Below are 22867 nucleotides of genomic sequence, written 5' to 3' on the forward strand. Positions count from 1 at the left end.
CGGACACGGTACTGCTGTCCGGTTTGGACCGCAGGACTTTGCTACTACCAAATGTAGTAGAGACCTGTCGCGATTCCTATTCGCCTATCGCCCTGCTGAATCCGAATCAATTGCACGTTCAACCAATTCCGCGAATTCCCCGGAGACCTTCGGCTCTGGCAATGTGAGCCCGTCGAGTGTATGGACGCGTGCGGCCAGCGTGACGCTCGAAACCATCCACACTCCGTCGGCCGCAATCAAATCCGCAGGTCGGAGGGTTTCGTATCGGCAATCGAAGCGAGCACTGCCGGCAACGTCGAACAGGGCGCGCTGCGTCGTACCCATCAAAATGCCCTGTGCGGGAGGCGGTGTGATCAAAGTCCTGTCCCGAACGACCACCACCGTCGAGCGTGGTCCCTCCAACACATTGCCCTCGGAACTGACGAAGATCACATCGTCAGCACCCAAATTCGCCGCATATCGAAGCGCTGCCATGTTGGTTGCGTACGACAACGTCTTCGCGCCCAGTAGCTGCCAGGGTGCCCGGGCAGAGAGATCGACAGAGAAACCTCGCTCGAGAGTCATCACCGACAACCCCGATTCGCGGACCTGTCTGACCCGATCGGCCACCGGACCGACCATCACGAAGGCTGTCGGCTTGTCGCCGCTCTCACGGCCGCGGGTCAGAACGAGACGAAGGGCGCCTTCCTTCTCGGTCCCCCATTCCTCGGCAGCCATCTCGATCGCCAGACGCCAATCATCGAGAACCGGAGCGGGCAGGCCGAGTGCCCGTGCGCTCAGAACCAGTCGACTCAGGTGTCCCTCGACCACCCGGGCGCGGCCGTCGCGTACCAACAGCGTCTCGAAGACTCCGTCGCCGCGCACCACCGCCAGGTCGTCGGCGTGCAGAAACGGTGCGTCAGCATCGAGCACCTCATGGTCGAGAGTCACCAATACGCGATCAGGCATGCCATCAACCCTAACGATCCGCCAAGCCGCCGGGGCCGCCCTGTAACCGCGATCCCGCCCACACTCCTAGACTGGTCTCGTGGTCGACAACGCTCTTGTGCCCAACAGCCCACTTCTGACTTCCCCCGGCGCGGTCACCGCACCGGACGGTTCGGCCGACATCGGTGTCGCGTGGCACTACGGCGATCCCCTCGGCGAACAGCGAACCGCGCAGCGCGCAGCAGTGGTGGTCGACCGCAGTCACAGATTCGTGATCGCCATTCCCGGCGACGAACGCCTCACGTGGCTGCACACGATTTCGAGCCAGCACATCGCCGCGCTCCCCGACGGCAAGAGTGCCGAGAACTTGAGCCTGGACGTCAACGGACGCGTCGAGCACCACTTCGTGCAGACGGACCTGGCAGGTGTCACCTGGATCGACACCGAGGCGAACCGCGGACCCGACCTTCTCTCCTTCTTGAAGAAGATGGTGTTCTGGTCCAAGGCCGAACCTCGAGACGGCAACGAACTCGCGGTCCTGAGCCTGATCGGACCCGAAGCGTCAACTGTCCTCGCCGCACTCGAGGTTCAGACACCCACCGAGGCCTACGACGCTCACGCCTTGGCCGACGGCGGATTTGTCCGCCGCATGCCGTGGCCTACCGAGAACTCTTTCGACCTTCTCGTCCCACGTGAGCAACTGGCAGCGTGGTGGACCAGGCTGACCGATGCCGGCGCCAAGCCCGCCGGCAGTTGGGCCTTCGAGGCACTGCGCGTCGAAGCGACGAGGCCTCGCCTCGGACTGGACACCGACGAACGGACCATCCCGCACGAGGTCCACTGGATCGGTGGGCCGGCCGAGCACGGCGCCGTCCACCTCGACAAGGGGTGCTACCGCGGTCAGGAAACCGTCGCCCGGGTTCACAATCTCGGCAAGCCCCCGCGCCATCTCGTCATGTTGCACCTCGACGGCAGCGCCGAAGCCGTCCCGGAACCGGGTGACCCGATCACGGCGGGCGGACGGGCCGTCGGACGCGTCGGGACCGTCGTCAATCATCACGAGCTCGGCCCCATCGCACTCGCTCTGATCAAGCGCAACATCCCGGTCGACACCGAACTGATGGCCGGCCCCAGCGCTGCGTCCATCGATCCGGATTCGATCGTGGCGGACGACGCACCCCAGGCCGGACGTGAGGCTGTCAACCGATTGCGCGGAAAGTGACGGGCACGGTCGACGCGGTCTGCGTCGTCCACACCGAACGTGACAGTGGCGTCAGGCGAGTCCCCCGTACCGCGATCGACAAGCGTCCCGTCGACGGCCGCGTCGCGGTCGGCCGACTCGGTCTGGGTGGCGACTACGTCTGCGACACCGAGTTCCACGGCGGCGCCTTCCAAGCTGTCTACGCGTATCAGCGCGACGAAGCGCAGCGCTGGTCGGACGAATTGGGCCGACCTCTCGGCCCCGGATGGTTCGGCGAGAATCTTCACATCAGCGGGATGCTCGTCACGGACGCCGTGATCGGCGAGCGTTGGCACATCACCGGAGCCGAGGCGTCGGACGTTCTCGAACTCGAAGTGACCGCTCCCCGGGTCCCGTGTGGCACCTTCGGCATCTGGGCCGCGGAGAAGGGCTGGGTCAAGCGATTCACCGAGCGGACCGACGTCGGCGCCTATCTTCGCGTCAACCGGACCGGCACGATCGCCGCGGGCGATTCGGTCACCCGAGTCCACGTACCGGATCACGGAGTGACTGTTCGAGAGGTCTTCGCCGGAACGGACCCTGAGCGGCTTCGACGGCTACTCGCAGAACACACCGATCTTGCACCGAACGTCACCGCGCGTGTCCAGAGGTTCATCGAACAAGCAGAAGCGCAGGTGCACTCGTGAGTATCGAATTGGTGGAAGTGGTCCGCTCCGGATTCCGCGAATGCGTGCATCGCGGATCGGCCGTCATTCTCGGCGCCGACGGCGAGGTCGTTGTCGGACTCGGGGAAATTCACACACCTATCTACCCGCGCTCGGCGAACAAGCCGCTGCAAGCCGTCGCTGCGCTTCGTAACGGCTTTGCACCCACCAGCCCGGAAGAGTTGGCCGTCGCGTCGTCCTCACATGCGGGCGAGGCCGATCACATCGAACTGGTCGCAGCGCTTCTCGCTCGCTACCAACTCGGTGTCGACCAGTTGCAGTGCCCCTCCGATCTGCCGGGCAACGAACTGGCCCGAGCCGAACTGATCGCAGCGGGCGAGCTTCCCAGCCCGATCTACATGACCTGCTCGGGCAAGCACTCCGCGATGCTCGCCACGTGCGTCGTGAACGACTGGCCGCTCGAGACGTACATGGAGCCGACTCATCCCCTCCAACTCGCGATCCAGGAGACGATCTTCGATCTCAGCGGCGAGGAAGAGCAGGAACTCGGCATCGACGGTTGTGGTCTCCCGATCGTGCCGCTCTCGCTCACGAACCTGGCTCGGGCATTCGGACGCCTGCCCTCGGCTGAGCCCGACTCACCCGAACGAGCTGTGGCCGACGCGGTCCGCGAGAACCCCTTCCTCGTCTCGGGCACCGGCCGCAACGATCAGCGCCTGATGTCCGCCGTGCCGGGTCTGTTCTCCAAAACCGGATACGACGGCATCTACGCCGGAGCGCTTTCCGACGGTTCCGCTTTCGCCCTCAAGATCGACGACGGTCACGAGCGGGCGCTCCTGCCCTTGGCGGCAGCTCTGCTCAAGCGGATGAACACCGAGTGGACCGAGGAGTTGGCGGCTCTCGCATCCGCTCCGGTCTTCGGCGGCGACGCCCGAGTGGGGACGATTCGCGCAATTCCCGGAAACTTCTGAGCAGTTCTCACAAAGTTCTGACGAGTTCTTTCAGCATCCTGGCAGCTCGCGGCCATAGTGAGAGCAATCAGACACGGCGGTGAGGCCTTCGTGGAAGCGGAAGCGACTTTTCCACGCTAGAGTGTGTGTCAGGAAACTTACACACTCAAACGGGGCCGCCAAATTCCCCAGGCCGCCCCGCGAAAGCGCGAGGGGGTCAGCCATGGGCCGCGGCCGGGCTAAGGCAAAGCAGACCAAGGTTGCACGCGAATTGAAATACAGCGTACCGACCACGGATTTCGACAGCCTGCAAAGAGAGCTCGCAGGTGGATCGACCAACTCGCATCGGAGCAGTGTCCGATCGGACCAGACTTCCGATAGGGAAGGGCATGCGCGAGAGGACGACTACGACGACTGGCGGCGTTGACCGCGCACTGCCACCGCGCAGACTGTGAAATGAGGAAGAGCTGATCGCTCTTCCTCATTTTTGCGTTCCATTTTCCGCCTCGCGTCTGCTTGCACGGACACACAAAACTGCCCCACCGGATCTCTCCGATGGGGCAGCTGACGTTGCGGTCTAGAAGCGCGGGTGGTCTCCGGCCAGGAACGCACGCTCTGCAGCGGCGTCCGACGCCTTCTTGACGCTACCGAGCGTCCAGCAGTCGATGTGGCGTGCGGTGAGGACGGCAAGTGCGCGGTCGACGTCCTCGGGTGCGACGACGGCGACCATGCCGACGCCCATGTTGAACGTCTGCTCCATCTCGGCGCGCTCGACGCGTCCGCGCTGCGCGATCATGGCGAAGACCGGAGCGGGGCTCCAGGTTCCGCGATCGAGTTCGGCGACCAAGCCCTTGGGCATGACGCGCGCGAGGTTGTTGGCGAGGCCGCCACCGGTGACGTGGCAGAACGTGCGCACGTCGGTCTCGGCAGCGAGTGCCAGGCAGTCCTTGGCGTAGATCTTGGTGGGCTCGAGCAGCTCCTCACCGAGCGTGCGGCCGAACTCGTCGACGTGTGCGCTCAGGTTCATGCGGTCGATCTCGAGCAGGACCTTGCGGGCCAGTGAGTAACCGTTGGAGTGCAGTCCCGAAGAACCCATCGCGATGACGACGTCGCCGGGGCGAACGCGATCCGGTCCGAGCAGCTTCTCTGCCTCCACGACGCCGACACCGGTGGCGGAAAGGTCGTAGTCACCGTCGGCCATGATGCCGGGGTGCTCGGCGGTCTCGCCGCCGAGGAGAGCGCAGCCGGCCTGGATGCAGCCCTCGGCGATTCCGCTGACCAATTCCGCGACGCGCTCGGGGATGACCCGGCCGACGGCGATGTAGTCCTGGAGGAACAGCGGCTCGGCGCCACAGACGACGAGGTCGTCGACAACCATGGCGACGAGGTCGAGTCCGACCGTGTCGTGCTTGTCCATCGCCTGCGCGACAGCGAGCTTGGTTCCGACGCCGTCGGTCGATGCGGCGAGCAACGGCTCCTTGTAGTCACCCTTGAGGGAGAACAAGCCGGCGAAACCACCGAGGCCACCCATGACCTCGGGGCGGCTGGCCTTCTTGGCCAGAGGGGCGAAGAGTTCCACCGCCCGGTCGCCTGCGGCGATATCGACTCCTGCTGCCGCGTAGGAGGCGCCTGCGGTGCGGTGACTGTCCTCGGTCATCGGGTTACTACTCCAGCCTTGTATTTCTCGCGAGCACGTATTGCTCGTGCACAGGTAAGTGGTCTTGCAATGTGAAGTGTTTGCAATCCTCGTGACGCGAGATGGATCGTTCGACTCGAGACCCAGAGCGCGCACACAAATACCGACGATTACGCCCATACGCTACCGGACCGGCCCCCTCGGTGAGACCTCGCGTACCCCGAGACGTCAGTTCTGCAGCCGCGCACCGATCGAGGCGTGCAGTGCGCGCAGACTGTTCTGCCCGAGTGCGACCGTCTCGGATTCGATGTGTTTGAGGAGGTGTCCGTCGTGGACGACCTTCTCGCTCGACTGGATCAGTACCGTCCCGGCTCCGGTGAAATCGAACTGGCGTTCTTCACCGGTGTTCGCGCCGAACATGCTTCCGCGAACCGCGCCCAGGAAACTCTGCATCCAGTCGGCGTCGAAGTGGTGGGACGGCGACGGGCAGTCGGCCCAACCCACCAACGCCTGCGGGTCGATGCGCAGCGGCGGCTCCGCGAACATGACCGGGCCATTGGACGACGCCAGGAACTTGCCTGTCCCCAGTAGCGTCAAAAAGCCTGGGACGATGGACTGTTTGAGGTCCAGGCTCGTCTCGAAGGCGAGGAGATTGGCCGCGCGAATCGTGAGGTTGCCGTCGTCGAGGTCATAGGAATTGATGTTGAACCCGCGGTCCCCGAGGATCAACTTGCCCTGTCCCTGAGCGAGCACCCAGTCGTCCGCGTAGAGCGGTGAAGAGAACCTGGCCGCGACGATCGCCGTCATGCTCGTGCGCCCGAGCGGCTCGAAGTTGATGTTTCCGTAGTACGCGATCATCGCGCCCTTGGACGTGAACCACGGCTGCCCGGCCATCTCGACGCAGAAGGCGTAATCATTGCCCGGGACGTTGTCGTTGCCGGGCAGAGTTGCCGGATTGTGAATTTCGATACCCATGCTCTGTGCCCTCTCAGAACTTCTGCTCGGACGCCTGGACCCAGACGGTGCCGGCGCCGGTCATCTTCAGCTGGATGGACTCCCCCGAGCCCTTGCCGACGGCCTCGCGCCAACCGACGTTCGCGGAGATGTCGACGTTGATCTGACCGATGTGGCACACGTATGCCTGCGGGTCGACGACGACCTGAGGATTGTTCGGACCGACCTGCAACGGAATCGCGCCCCCGTGCGAGAGAACCGCGACGCTTCCCTGTCCGTGCAACTGCGTCGTGAACAGGCCTTGACCGGTCATGGCGCCACGTACCGCTCCGCGCACACCGCCCTGCGACGTGAGAGCGACTATCGAACTCTGCAGGTAACCGTCGTGTGCGAGGAGCCGGTCGGCTTCGACCGTGAGCATCGAGGAACCGTCGAGGTGGATGACCTCGACGTACAAGCCGGCATGCCCGTAGAAGACCTCACCGTTTCCCTCGGCCGCCATCATGCGTGCATGCTCGCCGGACATCATGCGGCCGGCCATCCCGGCGATACCGCCCATGTTCGGCATGGCGCCGGGCCCACCGCCCATGCTGTGCGGGATGAAGCGGACGTCGCCGGTGTAGTAGAGCATCGACCCGGTGCGGGCGAGCACGTTCTGTCCCGGTGCGAGGGTCGACTTGACGACCTTGCTGTTCACCAATTCCAACGGCATGGGTCAGCGCTCCTCAGGCTGGATGTAAACGACACCGGATCCGTCGAATCGCAGCGAGAACGCTTCACCGCTGCCACCGCCGATCGCGGAGCGCCAGGTGACGTCGGTGACGAAGCTCTGGTTCAGCTGACCGCGGTGAGCGACGAAGGCGTCGGGATCGGCAACCAGCGGATACTGCGGGCTGACTTCGAGCGCGATGATCGGTCCGCCCTTCGACAGCACCGCCACCAGACCGGTGCCGCTGACGACCGTCGTGAACAAGCCCTGTCCGGAACCTGCGCCGCGGAGGCCGGCAAATTTCACGTCGGTTCGCAGCTGTCCGACCAGTGCGAGCAATTGTGAGGCTTCGACGTGCAAAGCGTCGTTGTTGAGCTCGATAATCGTGATGTCCTGGGCGTCGACCGCGAAGTAGACGGTGCCTTGACCGCTGACTTCCATCAGGGACAGTGATTCACCTGCCGCCTTCTGTTTCAGCGCGGCACGTAACCCACCGCCACCGCCCATTCCGGCGTTCTTGAAGGTAATCGCACCCTCGTACGCCACCATCGAGCCGTTGATCGCTTTGATGGTGTCCCCCACCAGGTCTGCGACCAGGACCCGGTGCCCATCCATTCTCAGTTGCGCCACGGAGGGCACTATGCCAGATGCTCACGACGTATGCCGTGTCGTGGAACAGAAAGTCGTGAACAGAAAATCTGCCGCCCACATGCTGTGGACGGCAGATTCTCGGCTGTCGAATTTCAACGATTCTGATGTTCAGGGGCGGCTGAGCGCGCTCGCATTGTCGTTGTCGCGAGTGGCCGTCGAACCTGCGGTGCTCTCGAGCATCCCCTCGAGGACGTTCTTGCCGATCGACGTTTCCTTGGGAAGCGCGATCGGGTAGGTCCCGTCGAAGCACGCGGCGCACAGACGGCTGGCCGGCTGCTCGGTGGCGGCGATCATGCCTTCGGTGGAGATGTATCCGAGCGTGTCCGCTCCGATGGAACGACGCACACCGTCGAGCATTTCCTCGAACGTCGCATCCTGTCCGCCTGCGCCGTTGGCAATCAATTCGGCCGGTGAGGCGAAGTCGATGCCGTAGAAGCAGGGCCACTTGACCGGCGGCGAGGCGATACGGACGTGAATTTCAAGGGCGCCGGCTTCGCGGAGCATCCGGATGAGCGCACGCTGAGTGTTACCGCGGACGATCGAATCGTCCACCACCACAAGGCGCTTGCCGCGGATGACTTCCTTGAGCGGGTTGAGCTTGAGCCTGATACCGAGCTGACGGATCGTCTGCGACGGCTGGATGAAGGTACGGCCCACGTAGGCGTTCTTCATCAGACCCTGGCCGTAGGGGATGCCTGAGCCCTGTGCGTATCCGACGGCTGCGGGGGTGCCGGACTCGGGAACGGGGATGACCAAGTCACCTTCGGCGGGATGCTCGCTGGCGAGCAGACGGCCGATCTCGACGCGGGTCGAGTGGACCGAACGGCCACCGATGACGCTGTCGGGACGGGCAAGGTAGACGTACTCGAAGACACAGCCCTTGGGCGTCGGATTCGCGAAACGCGAGGAGCGGACGCCGTCGGCGTCGATCGCGAGTAGCTCACCGGGTTCGATGTCGCGAACGAACGACGCACCGACGATGTCGAGGGCTGCCGTCTCGCTGGCGACTACCCAACCGCGGTCGAGTCGACCGAGGCAGAGCGGGCGGATGCCGTGCGGATCGCGCGCTGCGTACAGCGTGTGCTCGTCCATGAAGGTGAGGCAGAACGCGCCCTCCAACGTGGGAAGCAATTCCATCGCGGCCTGTTCGATGGTGCTGTCGCCGGCAGCGTGTGCCAGGAGACCACCGATGAGGTCGGAGTCGGAAGTCGCGGCATTGGGGCGCTTGTCGTTGACCAGGCCGGCTGCACGGGTGCGGCTCGCGAGTTCAGCGGTGTTGACCAGGTTGCCGTTGTGGCCGAGCGCGATGCCGGTTCCGGCAGTGGTCGTACGGAAGATGGGCTGCGCGTTCTCCCACGTCGTGGAACCGGTAGTGGAGTAACGGCAATGTCCGACGGCGACGTGACCTGGCATCGCTGCGAGGGTCTGCTCGTCGAATACCTGACTGACCAGGCCGAGATCCTTGAACACCAGCACCTGGGAGCCGTCGGCTACCGCAATGCCGGCAGCTTCTTGACCACGGTGCTGAAGTGCGTACAGGCCGTAATAAGTGAGCTTCGCCACATCCTCTCCCGGCGCCCAGACGCCGAATACACCGCATTCTTCGCGGGGCTCGTTCTCGTCCTCGTCGGACGGGTTCGAAGCGAGGAGATTTGGACTGTTGACCGACAGATCGGCACGAGTCACCGGGCGCTCCCTTTGTGGGCAGGGGTTGGGGGGCATCCACAGTCTACGGCCATTTTGGGACTCACTTCCCCTGAGGGCTGCCTTGGGTCTCAGATCACGCCGAAGCGAACCGGATGGTCTCTGTCACTACGCCAACCGGAGCAGTGGGAGCCAGTGCGCAATTTCGGGAGCGCGGCTACCTGAGGCGTCGACTCTTCCGTCACCTGAGGCCTCGGAGAACTCGAGCAATCCGGTGACCATCTGCAACCACGTCCGAGCGTCCGTCTCGACGACGTTGGGCGGGGTTCCGCGCGTGTGACGCGGACCTTCGATGCATTGCACCGCAACAAACGGTGGGACCCGCACCTCGACGCTCGATCCGGGGGCGATCTGTTCGAGAGTGCGCGCACTCATCTTCACTGCCGCACCGAGTTCACTGCGCGAAGGCTTCGGCAGTTCCGGATCTCGAAGCCACGGGCCGACGGCCAGGACGGCGGCACGAAATTCGGCGGGGTCGACGGCGCGGCGGGGCGGCATCAGTTCACTCCCTGTCTGCGAGTAGCGATACGAACGGCAAGTGCGCCACCGGCATTCGTGGCCAGGTGCAGCAGGGCGGGGGCAAGTACGCTGCCGCCACGGCGGTGCAGCCACTCGAACAGCAATGCCGAAGCGCCGGTGAACGCCACTGCTGCGGGAACGTTGTCGCCGGCACCGCGAGCGGGAGCGACGTGCCACAGCCCGAAGGTCAGTGCGTGAACAGCCTGCGCGGTCGGCCTGTTCAGTTCGCGGCTCCAGACGGCCGACATCGCGCTACGGAACAACAGTTCCTCGGAGAGCACCGTCCCGAACGGGATGTGCAGGATGATCCATTCGAGGAAGTCTTCGCGGCCGTCTGCTCGCTCGTCGGCAGCGAGAGTCGCGCGCAAGGACGGAACGGCCAAAGCGACGCTGTAGCCGGTAAGGACCGCCCCCGCCGCGGCTCCGCCGAACTGAGCACCACCACGAATGCCGGTGTGCGCCAAGCCGAGTTCCTCGCGGGTGTAACCACGTGCGAGTAGGACTCCGATGGCCGACAGACCGGCCGCGGTGTTGACCACGGCGCGGGCTCGGGGCGAAAGACCGAATGCCGGAAGCACGACGTTGCTCCAGGTGATCGCGGTAGCGGAGAGCGCGATCGAGGCGACTCCCCTCACTTCTCGGGGCCCTCTGATTTCACGGCGACAACCAATGCCGACCGCACTCGCTCGGTTTCTGCGGCCGTCCACCCCTCGGGCTGGGCAACGCTGATCCAGGCGTCCAGAACGGAGGTTCCGTAATTGTGACCATGGCCGTCCGGAACTCCCGCGGCGTTGCCGAGGTCGGCCGACACCTGCCAGAACGTCACGACCGGGAACCATTTCATCGACGGCGAGCGGTCGAAACCGGGCACTTCCTTGAGCCACTCGGGCCGATTGAACATGAGGTCGGGTGACCACCACACCACTGGATCGGAAGGGTGCTGGACAAACAGAACCCGCGGCTGCGGCCACGTCATCCCGTCGGTCGGAATGTCTTCGGAGCGATCCGCGAACCGCACGCCGGCCAAGCCGTCCGCGTAGACAGGAGCTACTTCGGGAGTGCCTGGATCGCGCCTCTTCTCGATCGAACGCCACAACTGCGTCGCGTTCGGCGGGCCCACCCACAGAATTCCGTCGGCGGTATCGCGCGCCGCCTGCAGTGTGTCGAAGGCTCCGGCGCCGGCCATGACGCCGAGGCTCTCGCCGTAGACCATGAACTTCGGCCTGGTGGCTTCCGGTTCCTGGAGCCATCTTTCGTGTACCCGCTCGATCAACAGGCGTCCGGCAGCTTGCGCCTTCTCCTGGTCGGCGAGGAACGAGATCCAACTCGGCAAGTACGAGTACTGGCTGGCGACAAGAGCAGTGTCGCCGTCATGCACAAGTTCGATTGCCTGTGCCGCAGTGGGATTGACCCACCCCGTACCCGTCGTCGGAATGACCACGAGGACCTTGCGTTGGAAGGCGCCGGTTCGCTCCAGCTCCTTGATGACCAGATCCATACGCTCTTCGGGATCTTCGGCGCTTTCAAGTCCGGCATATACGCGAATCGGATCCATCGCAGGCTTACCGGTTGCCGCTTCGAGTTCCTGCGCGTCGAGTCCGCGCGAGACGAAGTTTCGTCCCTCGAACCCCAATGTGTCCCAGGGAGCGGCTGATTCGGGGCTACCCGATTTCATCGGATCCTGCGGTTCGACGACGCCGTCGCGAGTGGTCGAGTTCTGCAGACTGAAGATCGAGTTGGTCGCTGCATAGATTCCGCGGACCAGGACGCCGTCGACCAGCATGAAGAACAGGACGGTGACAACCAGGACACCGACGCCATTGGCCACCGACCGTGACCAGTGGAACCGCCGCATCAGCTGTCGGGCAATCAGTTTCACCAGATCATGGAGGACCCGCCAGATCGAGATGAGCAGGCCACCGACGAGCAGGCTCAGTCCGAGGGTTCGGATGTAGCCGGAAGTGGTCGTGCCTTCGGCATCGGTCAGTGCCGCGATTTCACGTTGCCACCCGGCCGCGTAGACCAGCATGATGATCGCCGCGACGATGGACGCGACCGGAACGAAGACCTTGATCGCGGAAGGCACCGGCTCGGGCAGTGGCCACCACCGTCGCCCGCTGAGCAGGTATCGCTCGACAGCCCAACCGATCGCAGTACCGACGCCGTAGCCGATGGCCGAGTTGATTCCGCCGATCAGACCTTGGAAAAGCCAATCGCGCGGCAACAGCGAAGGGGTCAACGACCAGCAGAAGAAGAACGCGGCAAACGCGATGCCGGTGAAGTCGAGTTTGAGGAGCCCCCACGCCCACTCGGTGAAGCGGTTGTCGAGCTTCTCGAGGGGTGCGGGAACAGCCAGCCGCAGGTGGTGTTCCTGCGGCTGGCTGTCAGAAGAAGTCAGTTCTCCGGAATCGACCATCTATCACCCGAACAGTGCGGGCAGCGTTCCCTCGAAGGCCTCACGGAGCTTGGCCATCGTGACGGAGAAGTGTCCCTGGACCTCGACGGAGTCGCTGCCCTCGTCGACGACCCCGATACGCGTCCACGGCAAGCCGCGGGCGGTGCACATACCGGTGAAGCGAGTCTCCTCGGTACGCGGAACTGCAACGAGGACACGTCCCGACGATTCCGAGAACAGGGTCACGAACGGATCGGCGCCCTCGGGAATCAGGATGCGGCAACCGGTTTCGCCGGCCAGCGCGGCTTCGACGACAGCCTGGGCCAGTCCACCCTCGGAGAGGTCGTGGGCTGCGGTGACGAGACCGTCACGCGAAGAGGCGAGCAAAATGTCGGCGAGCAGTTGCTCACGGGCGAGGTCGACCTTCGGCGGCACGCCACCGAGGTGACCGTGCTCGACCTGCGACCAGATGGAGCCGTCGAACTCGTCGCGGGTGTCGCCGAGCAGGATCAGCGTCTCGCCCGGCTCGAGTCCGAGGCCCGTCGGGATGCGGCGGTGAACGTCGTCGATCACACCGAGGACGGCAACCACCGGCGTCGGCAGGATTGCCGTGGATCCGGTCTGGTTGTAGAAGCTGACGTTGCCGCCGGTGACGGGGATGCCGAGGGTGGCGCAGCCGTCGGCAAGGCCGCGAACGGCCTGCTGGAACTGCCACATGACACCCGGGTCCTCGGGAGAACCGAAGTTCAGGCAGTTGGAGACGGCCTTGGGCGTTGCGCCCGTGACTGCCACGTTGCGGAAAGCCTCGGCCAACGCGAGCTGCGCACCGGTGTACGGGTCGAGCGCGGTGTAGCGGCCCGAAGCGTCGGTGGACAGTGCGATCCCGCGTCCGGTCTTCTCGTCGATGCGGATGACACCGCCGTCGGCGTTCTCGGCCAGGACGGTGTTTCCGCGGACGTAGCGGTCGTACTGCTCGGTGATCCACTTGCGGCTGCACAGGGCAGGCGAGGCGATCATCTTCAGCAGGGTCGCTTCGAGCTCGGCGTCGGTTTCGGGACGCTTCAGTCCGGCAGTCGTATTCGCGATCAAGGCATCCTGCGTTGCCGGACGCTCGACGGGGCGGTGGTAAACCGGACCCTCGTGCGCGACGGTGCGCGGGGGAACGTCGACGACGGTCTCGCCGTGCCAGGAGATGGTGAGGTGCTCACCGTCGGTGACCTCGCCGATGTCGGTGGCCAGGACGTCCCACTTCTTGCAGACCTCCATGAACGCATCGACGTTCTCGGGCGTGACCACGGCGCACATGCGCTCCTGCGATTCGCTCGAGAGCACCTCGGCCGGGGTCATTCCGGTGGCGCGCATCGGAACCTTCTCAAGGTTGATGTGCATGCCGCCGTCGCCGGCCGCGGCCAGCTCGGAGGTGGCGCAGGACAGCCCGGCGCCGCCGAGGTCCTGGATGCCGACGACGAGGCCGGCCTTGTAGAGGTCGAGACAGCATTCGATGAGCACCTTCTCGGTGAACGGGTCGCCGACCTGAACCGCGGGCAGCTTCTTACGTCCGCCGGTGTCTCCACCCTCGTCGTCGAACGTCGCCGACGCGAGGACCGAGACGCCGCCGATTCCGTCGAGACCGGTGCGTGCGCCGAACAGGATGATCTTGTTGCCCGCGCCCGAAGCGAAGGCCAGATGCAGATCCTCGACGCGCATGACGCCGGCAGCGAGGGCGTTGACCAGCGGGTTACCTGCATAGGACTCGTCGAAGACCGTCTCGCCGCCGATGTTCGGCAGGCCGAGGGAGTTTCCGTATCCACCGACACCACGCACGACACCGTCGACGACGCGACGGGTATCGGGGGCGTCAGCAGCACCGAACCGAAGCTGATCCATGACGGCGATCGGACGAGCACCCATGGCCATGATGTCGCGGACGATGCCGCCGACACCGGTCGCCGCACCCTGGTAAGGCTCGACGTACGACGGGTGGTTGTGGCTCTCGACCTTGAACGTGACTGCCCAGCCGTCACCGATGTCGACGACGCCGGCGTTCTCACCGATACCGGCCAGCATGTTGGCGCGCATCTCGTCGGTGGTGGTCTTGCCGAAGTATCCGAGGTGGACCTTCGAGGACTTGTACGAGCAGTGCTCGCTCCACATCACCGAGTACATCGCCAGTTCGGCGTCCGTGGGACGGCGGCCCAGGATCTCCTTGATGCGTGCGTATTCGTCGTCCTTGAGACCGAGCTCCTTGAACGGCTGAGCGGCATCGGGATCAGCCGATGCGTGCGTGACGGTATCGACCTGGTGAGCAGACACTGGAGAGTGGTCCCTTCCCTACGGGAGTCAAGAGGCAAGCCGGCGCGGAGCGGGACACCACGAATGTGCCCAACGAAAGAACGTGCCGGGGGACAGTCTATCGGTGTGGGCCGACGACTTCCGCAGACGGCAGCACCCGCAACACCTCCGGGCCTGCGAAGTATCGCCCGTCACACCCGCCCCGGTTGGGTGATCCGGTCGGTTTTCTTAAAGTCAGGGCCGGCCCACTCTCTCCCTCGAAAGGCCTCGCATGCCCCAGGATGTTCGTCAGTCCGACCTCACGGCACAGTCCCAGTCGGTGACCACTCCCCTCACTCCGGCTGCAATTTTCCTGGTCGCGACCGTAAATCCGGGTGGTGAGAACACCACACGAGAACTACTCGCCGACGTCGCCGGCCTGCAGCGCGCCGTGGGGCTGCGCGTCCCCGGATCAGGTTTGGATGTGGTGACAAGCATCGGTTCGTCGGTTTGGGATCGACTGTTCGCCGGTCCGCGCCCCGCGCTACTGCACCCGTTCGCCGCTCTACAGGGTGACGTTCACTCGGCGCCGTCGACTCCCGGCGATCTGCTCTTCCACATCCGCGCGATGAGCATGGATGCGTGTTTCGAGGTGGCTCGGCAGATCACGAAGCGACTGCACGGCGCAGCCACGGTGGTCGACGAGGTTCACGGCTTCCAGTACTTCGAGAACCGAGACCTCATCGGCTTCGTCGACGGCACCGAAAATCCGGTGGGCCGCGACGCCGTCGCCGCCGTGACTGTCGGAGACGAAGATCCTGCGTTCACCGGAGGAAGCTACGTCCATATCCAGCGCTACGTCCACAAGATGCGGGACTGGGAAGCAATCACCGTCGACGAGCAGGAACGTGTGATCGGACGCAGCAAGCTCGAGGACATCGAGATGACGTCCGAAGTGAAGCCGGCCAACTCGCACGTAGCCCTCAACGCAATCAAGGACGAGAACGGCAAGGCTCTCGAGATCCTGCGTGCCAACATGCCGTACGGGCGCCTCGGCGACGACGAGATCGGCACCTTTTTCATCGGCTACTGCCGCACGCCGGCGATCACCGAACGGATGCTCGAGAACATGTTTCTCGGCAACCCTCGCGGCAATTACGACCGTCTGCTCGATTTCTCGACGGCCGTGACGGGCTCGATGTTCTTCACTCCGAGCGCCGACTTCTTCGAGGATCTACCGGCTGCACCCGCTGGGCTCTCAGCCGTTTGACTGCCCGCTCCCAGCTACCCACCCTCTAACTACGCGGCGTGAGGAACGCACCGAGCGCGTCGGCATACATGCGGACATCTGCCGCGCCCATCAGCTCGCGGGCAGAGTGCATCGCGAGCTGAGGCGCGCCGACGTCGACGGTGGACAGTCCGGTGCGTGATGCCGTGATCGGTCCGATGGTGGAGCCGCACGGCAAATCGGCGCGGTGGACGTAGCGCTGCATCGGCACTCCCGCCTGATCGCACGCGAGCGCGAATTCGCCGGCACCGGCCGCATCGGTGGCGTAGCGCAGGTTCTGGTTCACCTTGAGTACCGGCCCACCGTTGATCTCGATCCGATGAGCGGGCTCGTGGCGGTCCGGGTAATTGGGGTGCGTCGCGTGTGCCATGTCGCCCGACGCGCATACCGAGCCGGCCATCGCCTGCAGGAATTCTTCGCGGCCACCACCGCGTCCCAACACGATCCGCTCGAGCACGGTGTTCAGCAGGTCCGAGAAAGCTCCGCGATCGGACATGCTGCCGACCTCTTCATGATCGAAGAGAGCAAGCACTGGGACCTGCTGACCGGGCGACTCAGCCGCGGCCAAAAGTGCTTGTGTCCCTGCATAACACGTGCCCTGATTGTCGAGCCTGGGGGCGCTGACCAATTCCTTGTCCACCCCCACGACTGCGCTGGGCGCAAGGTCGTGTGTCATCAATTCCCAGCCGAGAACCGACGACGCGGCTACACCCGCACGCTCGGCGACAAAGCCGATGAACGACTTGGGCTTCGAACCCACGCCCCAGATTCCGTTGACGTGCCTCTGCGGATCCAGCGTCACACCCTTGCGATCTTCGGACAGGTGGATAGCCAGCTGCGGAACACGAAGAATCGGGTCGTCGATGCGAACCAGCTTCTGCTCCACAGTGTTTCCCACCCGGACACTCAATCGGCCGGAGATACCGAGATCGCGGTCGAGCCAGGAGTTCAGCCACGCACCGCCATACGGTTCGAGGCCCACCATCTGCCACCCGGCCGAAGTGAGGTCGGGATGCTGTTTGACCCGCAGGTTCGGGCTGTCGGTATGACCTCCGACAATCCGGAACGGAGCGGTGTTTCCCACGCCCTCGGTGCTCCAGGCGATCAGCGAACCGCCTCGCACGAGGAAGTACCGTCCGGGCTCGGCTGGCCACGACTGCGTTTCGTGGACTTCGACGAACCCGCCGGCCGTCAGCTCGGTCGCCACCGTCGCGCACACATGGAACGGCGACGGTGACGAATCGACGAAGCTGCACAAGCCGTCTGCGTCGGCCCCGGTCAGAGAAGCCGCCCCGGCCCGAGCCGCCCGAGAAGTCTGAGAAGTCATGCCTCTCATCATGCCCGAACAGGTGTCCGGGATATCAGTGGCCACGAATCAGGTGAGCACAGAATCGGTTAGCTCAGGCGTGAGGACCGGACACGCAGAACTGATTCCCATCAGGATCGAGGAGCGTCACCCAGCGGAAACCGTCCATGTTTTCGCGGTGGTGCTCAGTTGCTCCGGCCTCGACGAGCCGCGCCACCTCGGCGTCGAGATCCGGACTCCCCAAATCGAGATGGATGCGATTCTTGCCGGCGGTGGGGTCCGGGACCTTCTGGAATGCGAAGTTGGTGGCGCTGTCAGGGACCGAGACGATGTAGAACCAACCGTCGTTTTCCTCGACGATGTTTCCGCCCAACTGCGCTGCCCACCACGTTGCGAGCGGACCGGGATCGAGACTGTCGAAGGTGATCATGCCGAGTGTGAGAGTCATGCGCACACGCTAATGGAAGCCACCGACAAAGACTCTCGATCTCGGGCTGAGATGAGACGATCGTCGAGTACGACTCACAACGCTGCGCGACCGTGTTGCAGAACCACTCTTCGCCGTTATCCACTTCGACCTCGAGCCGAACCTGATCACCTTCACCGCAACAGGTCTTGCCGTCGGCCTTCTCGCGGCCGCCCTGCTTTATGTCCGGAACTACTCGCTCACACGAACGAACTAGCGGGCGCGGAGATCACTCGACCGCTTCGAGTTCCGCGACACTCCCGTCCGAGATCACCCGGACGTGGCGGGTGATCTTCTCGATCGGCCAGTCCCACCACGCAATTCGCACCAACTTCTCGATGTCTTCGGCACTGAAGCGGCGCTTGATCTCCGTTGCCGGGTTGCCGCCGACAATTGCGTAGTCCGGGACGTCGCGCGTTACGACGGCGCCAGTGGACACGATCGACCCGTGACCGATCCGGACACCGGGCATGACTGTCACGTTCCCGCCGAACCACACGTCGTTCCCGACGACGGTGTCACCGCGTGACGGCAGATCCTGCACCAAATCCATGTGCCTGGCCCAATCACCGCCCATGATCGGAAACGGGTAGGTGGAGACACCGTTCATACGATGGTTCGCGCCGTTCATGATGAAGGTGACACCGGTGGCCAGGGCGCAGAACTTTCCGATCACCAGTTTGTCGGGACCGTAGTGATGCAACACGTTTCGAGTCTCGAACTCTTCGGCGAACTCCGGATCGTCGTAGTAGGTGTACTCCCCTACCTCGATCAACGGGTTGTCGATCAACGGCCTCAGCAACACCACTCGCGGTTGCCCGGCCATCGGATGAACATTGGTGGGATCCGGCGCGTTCACTGCTTACTCCGATCCGTCGGCGCGGTGTCGCCGACCGCAGCAAGACTATCTGGTTCCTGCTGCGATCGACCGACAAGCGAAAACGTACCGGTGTCAGCCCAGGAGACCCTTGGCGATATGGGTGACCTGAATTTCGTTGCTGCCCGCATAGATCATGAGCGACTTGGCATCACGCGCCAATTGCTCGACTCGGTACTCGGCCATGTAGCCGTTTCCACCGAACAGCTGCACGGCTTCCATCGCGACCTCGGTCGCTGCGCGCGAGGAGTACAGCTTCATCGCCGACGCCTCCGCGAGACTCACCTTGTCTCCGGCCGCGGTACGTTCGATCGCGTTGAAGACCATGTTCTGCACGTTGATTCGAGCGACCTCCATCTCGGCCAGCTTGAGCTGGATGAGCTGGAACTGCCCGATCTCACGTCCCCACAGTTTGCGGGACTTCGCGTATTCGATGCTCAGACGGTGGCATTCGTTGATGATGCCCAGTGAGAGCGACGCGATGCCGATGCGTTCGGCGGCGAAGCTCTCCTTGGCGCTGGATTTGCCGTCCGACTTTCCGCTGTCCTCGGTCTCGCCGAGCAGACGGTCCTTGGTGATGCGGACGTTGTCGAAGAACAGCTCACCTGTGGGTGAGGAGTTCATGCCCATCTTCTTGAACGGCGGGCTCTGGGTGAGACCCTCCATGCCCTTGTCGAGGATGAAGGCGAGCACCTTGCGATCGCGACGATCAACCGACGCATCGCCCTCGTCGAGCTTTGCGTACACGATCATCACGTCGGCGTACGGACCGTTGGTGATGAAGGTCTTGTTGCCGTTGAGAATGTAGTCGTCGCCGTCGCGGCGTACGTAGGACTTCATGCCGCCGAAGGCATCCGAGCCGGAGTCCGGTTCGGTGATCGCCCAGGCGCCGACGGTCTCGAATGTCACCAGGCCGGGGAGCCAGCGTTCCTTCTGCGCGAGTGTGCCGCGGCTGCGGATAGTTCCGGCAGCCAATCCGAGGCTGACACCCAACGATGCGACCAGGCCGAGGCTGACTCCGGCCAATTCGCTGTTGAGCACGACGCCCATGCTGCCGGCGCCGCTGAAGGCGCTCGACTTCTCACCGTCACCGGAGGGCGCATCGCCGCGCTCGCGTGCCAGCGACTTCTCGAGGCCCTCGCGTGCCATGTCGGCCAGACCGAAGGTCGAGTACAGCTTGCGAATGATGTCGAACGGCGGCAGCGCACCGCTTTCGAGCTCGTCGACGTGAGGTCGCACCTCTTTGTCGATAAAGCCCCGCAAGGCGTCGCGGAACATCAGGTCGGTGTCGGACCACTCGTACATGTGCCTGAACTCCAGTCGGTGAACGATCGAGAGACTGCCGAACGACAGCCACACACCGAATATAGAACACGTTCCAAAACCGGAACAGGATTCAGCTGATCAGTCCCATTCGCTGCGAGATCCACGTCAGCTCCTGCTCGACGCCGGCCGACCACACCGAAAAGCTGTGACCACCGGGAAGCTCGAGGTACCTGGCGTCCATTCCGGCCGCTTTGGCCGCTTCGTACACCTTTTGCTGACCGGGCTTGAACTCATTGTCATCTGTTCCGACGACGAACACTCCGCCCGAGTTCGGGAACTTCCGAGTCGCCAGCAGGTCCATCGGATTCACCTTCACGAACGCCGCTTCGTCGCCGCCGAATATCTCGTCGACGGTTCGCTGTCGGTCACCGAGCGAAGGCTCCAATTGACCGGACAGATCGAGGAATGTCGGGTACACCTCGGGGTAATTGGTCGCCATCTGCAGTGAGCAGGTGCCACCGTAGGAGAGCCCGCCGATTGCCCACGCTCGCGGATTCGTGTCGATCTGGAACGCATTCGCCACCGCAGCGGGCAAGTCCTTTGCCAGATACGTGCCGACCTTGCTTTGTGACGAGTCGGTGCACAGCGGATTGGCCATCTGCGACCCTGTTCCATCGGCTATCACGACGACTGGGGCCAACCCCTCGTGATCTCGTGCAAAGGCATCCATTGTCGCGGTCAGCTTTCCGCCCTGGAGCCAGTCCTCGGGCTTGCCAGGCTGACCTGCCATCAGCACGAGCACGGGAAGAAGCGGACGCGGATTGGTGAAGTACGACGGCGGCAGATATACCTGCGCGTCGCGCGCGGAGAATCCTGAAATCGTCCCGGGGACAGGCAAAGTCGTGACCCGTCCGCGAATCGGCATGCCCTCCGGCGCTTTCCACACAGTGTCGGTGGGATCGCCGGTGACAACAGGATCGGTCGGACCGGGAACTTCACTGAGTGAGATGCGGTCGAAATCGTCGTGTCCGAACGCAATTCCCACAGTCGGATACGCGGCGAAAACCAGATTGATCTGCGTCGCGGCAGTGATGACGACCAGAACCGTCGCGATCACGGACAGGAGCGCTTTCGCGACGGTTCCGCCCGCCTTGATTCGCGGCCCGAGAAGTAGCAACGCGTAGATACCGATTCCGATCCACACGTAGATCGACATCTCGATGGGATCGGGGAACGGCACGATCACCTTTTCGACGGTGATCCACACGGCGATCATGATCACCAGCGCAATCAGCCCCGCGATCGGCACCGCTCTGCGGTAGTACCAGCGCACGTTCGAACCGAGCAGCCACACACCACCCAGGACCCCAAGGACAGTCAGGATCACCGGCAGCGATCCCGAGATCAAACTGATTCGGTAGAGCCAGTCCACGTCAAGCCTCTCGCGCGTAGAAATGTCGCACGCACGAGGCTAGACGACGACGCTAGTACTCTGTATCAGGTGACATTCATCAAGGTCTGTGGCCTACGCGACGTTGACACGGTCGACCTCACGGTGGGCCTGGGCGTCGACGCCATCGGTTTCGTCTTCGCCGAGAGCGTCCGCAAAGTCGACCCCACACTCGCAGTCGCTCTGCTCGCGCGAGTTCCCGATCACATCCGTGCAATCGGAGTCTTTCTCGGCAACCCGATCGATCAGATCCTCGAGATCGCGAAGATCACCGGGCTTCGCACCGTACAGGTTCACGATCTTGTCGACGCCGAGCAAGTGCAGCGGCTGCACGATGCCGGCCTCACCGTCATCCGCGCGGTCGTCTCCAGCAACGTCCGCGACGGTTACAATCTCGACCTCGGCGAGGACGAACTCCTGATCGACGGCGCAGACGCCGGATCCGGGGTGCCGTGGAACTGGGCCCAACAGCAATCGCGCCCGCAAGGCCAGTGGATCCTGGCGGGCGGACTGTCCCCGGACAACGTTCGCGACGCACTCGATGCCACCGGCGCCTGGGGCGTCGACGTCTCCAGCGGCGTCGAATCCTCCCGCGGCGTCAAGGACCACACGTTGATCGAGAAGTTCGTCAGCGCTGTCCGGCAGACCGATCACTCGAAATAGGACGCGTAGTCACTGAAAGCGACTTGACCGGTGGGACTCGCTTTCACGGCGTCGGCAACGGCCGGCGGAATGGGAGCCCAATGTGCAGGCATCGCTGCCGCCAGTGACGGCTTCAAGATGTAGAGCAGTGCGAAGTTCACTATCCAGAGCGGCGGCGCCATCGACATGCCGACTTCCGAACTCACATCGCCTTTGGTGTTGGTCACCAGCTGCGCTGCTCCCGAAATCTGCTGCGCTGCAAATCCGTAGACTGCCTGCACCGTGTATGCCGACTGATAGAGCGCAATCAGAGTGTGCGTCGCACCGTTGTTGCGCAACCAGGTGCCCACGAAACCGCCAGGGGCGATCAGCGTATTCACCTGTCGCGTCGGCGCATCCGCGTTGGCCGGACTCTCCAGCAATCCGTCTGGATTCACGTATAACCCGTAACTGGCCAGAACCGACGGCGTCGTGCCGGAATAGAGGGGCCGCCCGTTCGTATTGGTGAGAATCCCGGCGCATTCGTCGATCACCGCGGCGTCCTCGCGATTTCCGCCGACCCCTCCGCCGGAGATGAGATCGCGATACTGCTCCTCGGTCAAAGCGTCAGCGGGCTCGAGTCCGATCTGCGCGGCAATCTCTTCCGCAGTCTGCTGACCGAGTAGCTGGTTGAGTTGATCCGGAGTAGTCATCTGCGTGGGCGCGACGCTCTCGTAGCCAGGCGCCCCAGCAAATGGGATCACGAACCCGGTATCGACTGTGTCTGCAACGGGTTGCGCGCCGGCCATCTGAGTGGCGGCACACGAAAGTACGCACACCCCAACCAAAGCCAGCACCGAGACGGTCCCGCGATGAGACCGTGCTCCACGTCTACAGCCCTCGTTTGAGAAAGCCTTGCCTGCAATTCCCTTGCCGCGCATAGGTCAACCTCCCGGGACACAGTCCGGCGAATCAACTCGAGCTTGCATCTCAGTCAAACGCTGTGACCAG

Annotated in this window: 22 protein-coding genes; 6 read left to right on the top strand and 16 right to left on the bottom strand. The window is 63.8% G+C overall.

Annotated features, from left to right (window positions below):
* Positions 1-84: 84 nt before the first annotated feature.
* Positions 85-948 carry an aminodeoxychorismate lyase gene (locus RHP72_RS23405; protein ID WP_099697820.1) on the bottom strand — a complete coding sequence of 288 codons (864 nt, stop codon included), beginning with the start codon at positions 946-948 and terminating at the stop codon, positions 85-87.
* Between the two features lie 79 nt (positions 949-1027).
* On the opposite strand from RHP72_RS23405, the gene RHP72_RS23410 reads away from it, so the two are divergent.
* The 4 genes from RHP72_RS23410 (at position 1028) to RHP72_RS23425 (ending at position 4170) form a co-directional block, all read left to right on the top strand.
* Positions 1028-2149, top strand: coding sequence for a folate-binding protein YgfZ (locus RHP72_RS23410; protein WP_007733828.1), 1122 nt, complete (start codon positions 1028-1030; stop codon positions 2147-2149).
* Positions 2146-2814: an MOSC domain-containing protein gene (locus RHP72_RS23415; protein ID WP_030535239.1), complete on the top strand. Its 669-nt coding sequence runs from the start codon at positions 2146-2148 to the stop codon at positions 2812-2814. The genes RHP72_RS23410 and RHP72_RS23415 overlap by 4 nt, the downstream gene beginning before the upstream one ends.
* Positions 2811-3764: an asparaginase gene (locus RHP72_RS23420; protein ID WP_311093884.1), complete on the top strand. Its 954-nt coding sequence runs from the start codon at positions 2811-2813 to the stop codon at positions 3762-3764. The genes RHP72_RS23415 and RHP72_RS23420 overlap by 4 nt, the downstream gene beginning before the upstream one ends.
* 202 nt (positions 3765-3966) lie before the next feature.
* Positions 3967-4170, top strand: coding sequence for a DUF3073 domain-containing protein (locus RHP72_RS23425; protein WP_003940337.1), 204 nt, complete (start codon positions 3967-3969; stop codon positions 4168-4170).
* 150 nt (positions 4171-4320) lie between these two features.
* On the opposite strand, the gene purM is transcribed toward RHP72_RS23425, so the two are convergent.
* The 9 genes from purM to purL all read right to left on the bottom strand — a co-directional run bounded on the left by purM (position 4321) and on the right by purL (position 14624).
* Entirely contained in the window at positions 4321-5400 is a 1080-nt protein-coding gene (purM, locus tag RHP72_RS23430; RefSeq protein ID WP_003940225.1) for a phosphoribosylformylglycinamidine cyclo-ligase, read from the bottom strand.
* A gap of 207 nt (positions 5401-5607) precedes the next feature.
* Positions 5608-6354 (bottom strand): AIM24 family protein, encoded by a 747-nt coding sequence (locus RHP72_RS23435; RefSeq protein WP_311093885.1) that lies wholly within the window; start codon positions 6352-6354, stop codon positions 5608-5610.
* Positions 6355-6367: 13 nt separating this feature from the next.
* Positions 6368-7045, bottom strand: coding sequence for an AIM24 family protein (locus RHP72_RS23440; RefSeq protein WP_003939918.1), 678 nt, complete (start codon positions 7043-7045; stop codon positions 6368-6370).
* Between the two features lie 3 nt (positions 7046-7048).
* Positions 7049-7657 carry an AIM24 family protein gene (locus RHP72_RS23445; protein WP_003940441.1) on the bottom strand — a complete coding sequence of 203 codons (609 nt, stop codon included), beginning with the start codon at positions 7655-7657 and terminating at the stop codon, positions 7049-7051.
* Between the two features lie 144 nt (positions 7658-7801).
* On the bottom strand, positions 7802-9379 hold the full coding sequence (purF, locus tag RHP72_RS23450) for an amidophosphoribosyltransferase (RefSeq protein ID WP_003940541.1): 1578 nt from the start codon (positions 9377-9379) through the stop codon (positions 7802-7804).
* Between the two features lie 126 nt (positions 9380-9505).
* Positions 9506-9895, bottom strand: a complete 390-nt coding sequence (locus tag RHP72_RS23455) for a sterol carrier family protein (protein WP_161120097.1) — start codon at positions 9893-9895, stop codon at positions 9506-9508.
* Positions 9895-10551: a CPBP family intramembrane glutamic endopeptidase gene (locus RHP72_RS23460; RefSeq protein ID WP_007733821.1), complete on the bottom strand. Its 657-nt coding sequence runs from the start codon at positions 10549-10551 to the stop codon at positions 9895-9897. The genes RHP72_RS23455 and RHP72_RS23460 overlap by 1 nt, the downstream gene beginning before the upstream one ends.
* Positions 10548-12332: an alpha/beta-hydrolase family protein gene (locus tag RHP72_RS23465; RefSeq protein ID WP_042922291.1), complete on the bottom strand. Its 1785-nt coding sequence runs from the start codon at positions 12330-12332 to the stop codon at positions 10548-10550. Before RHP72_RS23465 ends, RHP72_RS23460 begins: the two co-directional genes overlap by 4 nt.
* 3 nt (positions 12333-12335) lie before the next feature.
* Positions 12336-14624 carry a phosphoribosylformylglycinamidine synthase subunit PurL gene (gene purL, locus RHP72_RS23470; RefSeq protein WP_037125770.1) on the bottom strand — a complete coding sequence of 763 codons (2289 nt, stop codon included), beginning with the start codon at positions 14622-14624 and terminating at the stop codon, positions 12336-12338.
* A 250-nt stretch (positions 14625-14874) separates the two neighbouring features.
* On the opposite strand from purL, the gene RHP72_RS23475 reads away from it, so the two are divergent.
* Complete coding sequence (locus tag RHP72_RS23475; protein WP_081558361.1) at positions 14875-15852, top strand: Dyp-type peroxidase; 978 nt, start codon at positions 14875-14877, stop codon at positions 15850-15852.
* Between the two features lie 25 nt (positions 15853-15877).
* Here RHP72_RS23475 and RHP72_RS23480 read toward each other — a convergent pair whose 3' ends face one another.
* From RHP72_RS23480 to RHP72_RS23500, 5 genes are all read right to left on the bottom strand, one after another.
* Complete coding sequence (locus RHP72_RS23480) at positions 15878-17197, bottom strand: M18 family aminopeptidase (RefSeq protein ID WP_228401288.1); 1320 nt, start codon at positions 17195-17197, stop codon at positions 15878-15880.
* 73 nt (positions 17198-17270) lie between these two features.
* Positions 17271-17624, bottom strand: coding sequence for a VOC family protein (locus RHP72_RS23485; protein WP_003939907.1), 354 nt, complete (start codon positions 17622-17624; stop codon positions 17271-17273).
* A gap of 247 nt (positions 17625-17871) precedes the next feature.
* On the bottom strand, positions 17872-18468 hold the full coding sequence (locus RHP72_RS23490) for a CatB-related O-acetyltransferase (RefSeq protein WP_037125853.1): 597 nt from the start codon (positions 18466-18468) through the stop codon (positions 17872-17874).
* A gap of 126 nt (positions 18469-18594) precedes the next feature.
* Positions 18595-19824 carry an acyl-CoA dehydrogenase family protein gene (locus RHP72_RS23495; protein WP_007733810.1) on the bottom strand — a complete coding sequence of 410 codons (1230 nt, stop codon included), beginning with the start codon at positions 19822-19824 and terminating at the stop codon, positions 18595-18597.
* 91 nt (positions 19825-19915) lie between these two features.
* Positions 19916-21217: an alpha/beta hydrolase-fold protein gene (locus RHP72_RS23500; RefSeq protein ID WP_311093887.1), complete on the bottom strand. Its 1302-nt coding sequence runs from the start codon at positions 21215-21217 to the stop codon at positions 19916-19918.
* A gap of 69 nt (positions 21218-21286) precedes the next feature.
* On the opposite strand from RHP72_RS23500, the gene RHP72_RS23505 reads away from it, so the two are divergent.
* On the top strand, positions 21287-21898 hold the full coding sequence (locus RHP72_RS23505) for a phosphoribosylanthranilate isomerase (RefSeq protein WP_054825155.1): 612 nt from the start codon (positions 21287-21289) through the stop codon (positions 21896-21898).
* On the opposite strand, the gene RHP72_RS23510 is transcribed toward RHP72_RS23505, so the two are convergent.
* A complete protein-coding gene (locus RHP72_RS23510; protein ID WP_311093888.1) occupies positions 21886-22797 on the bottom strand; it encodes a hypothetical protein in 912 nt (303 codons plus the stop codon). The two genes, RHP72_RS23505 and RHP72_RS23510, sit on opposite strands and share 13 nt — an antisense overlap.
* Positions 22798-22867: the final 70 nt, after the last annotated feature.

The sequence above is a fragment of the Rhodococcus sp. SG20037 genome, from assembly GCF_031763325.1.
Taxonomy (GTDB): Bacteria; Actinomycetota; Actinomycetes; order Mycobacteriales; family Mycobacteriaceae; genus Rhodococcus_F; species Rhodococcus_F qingshengii.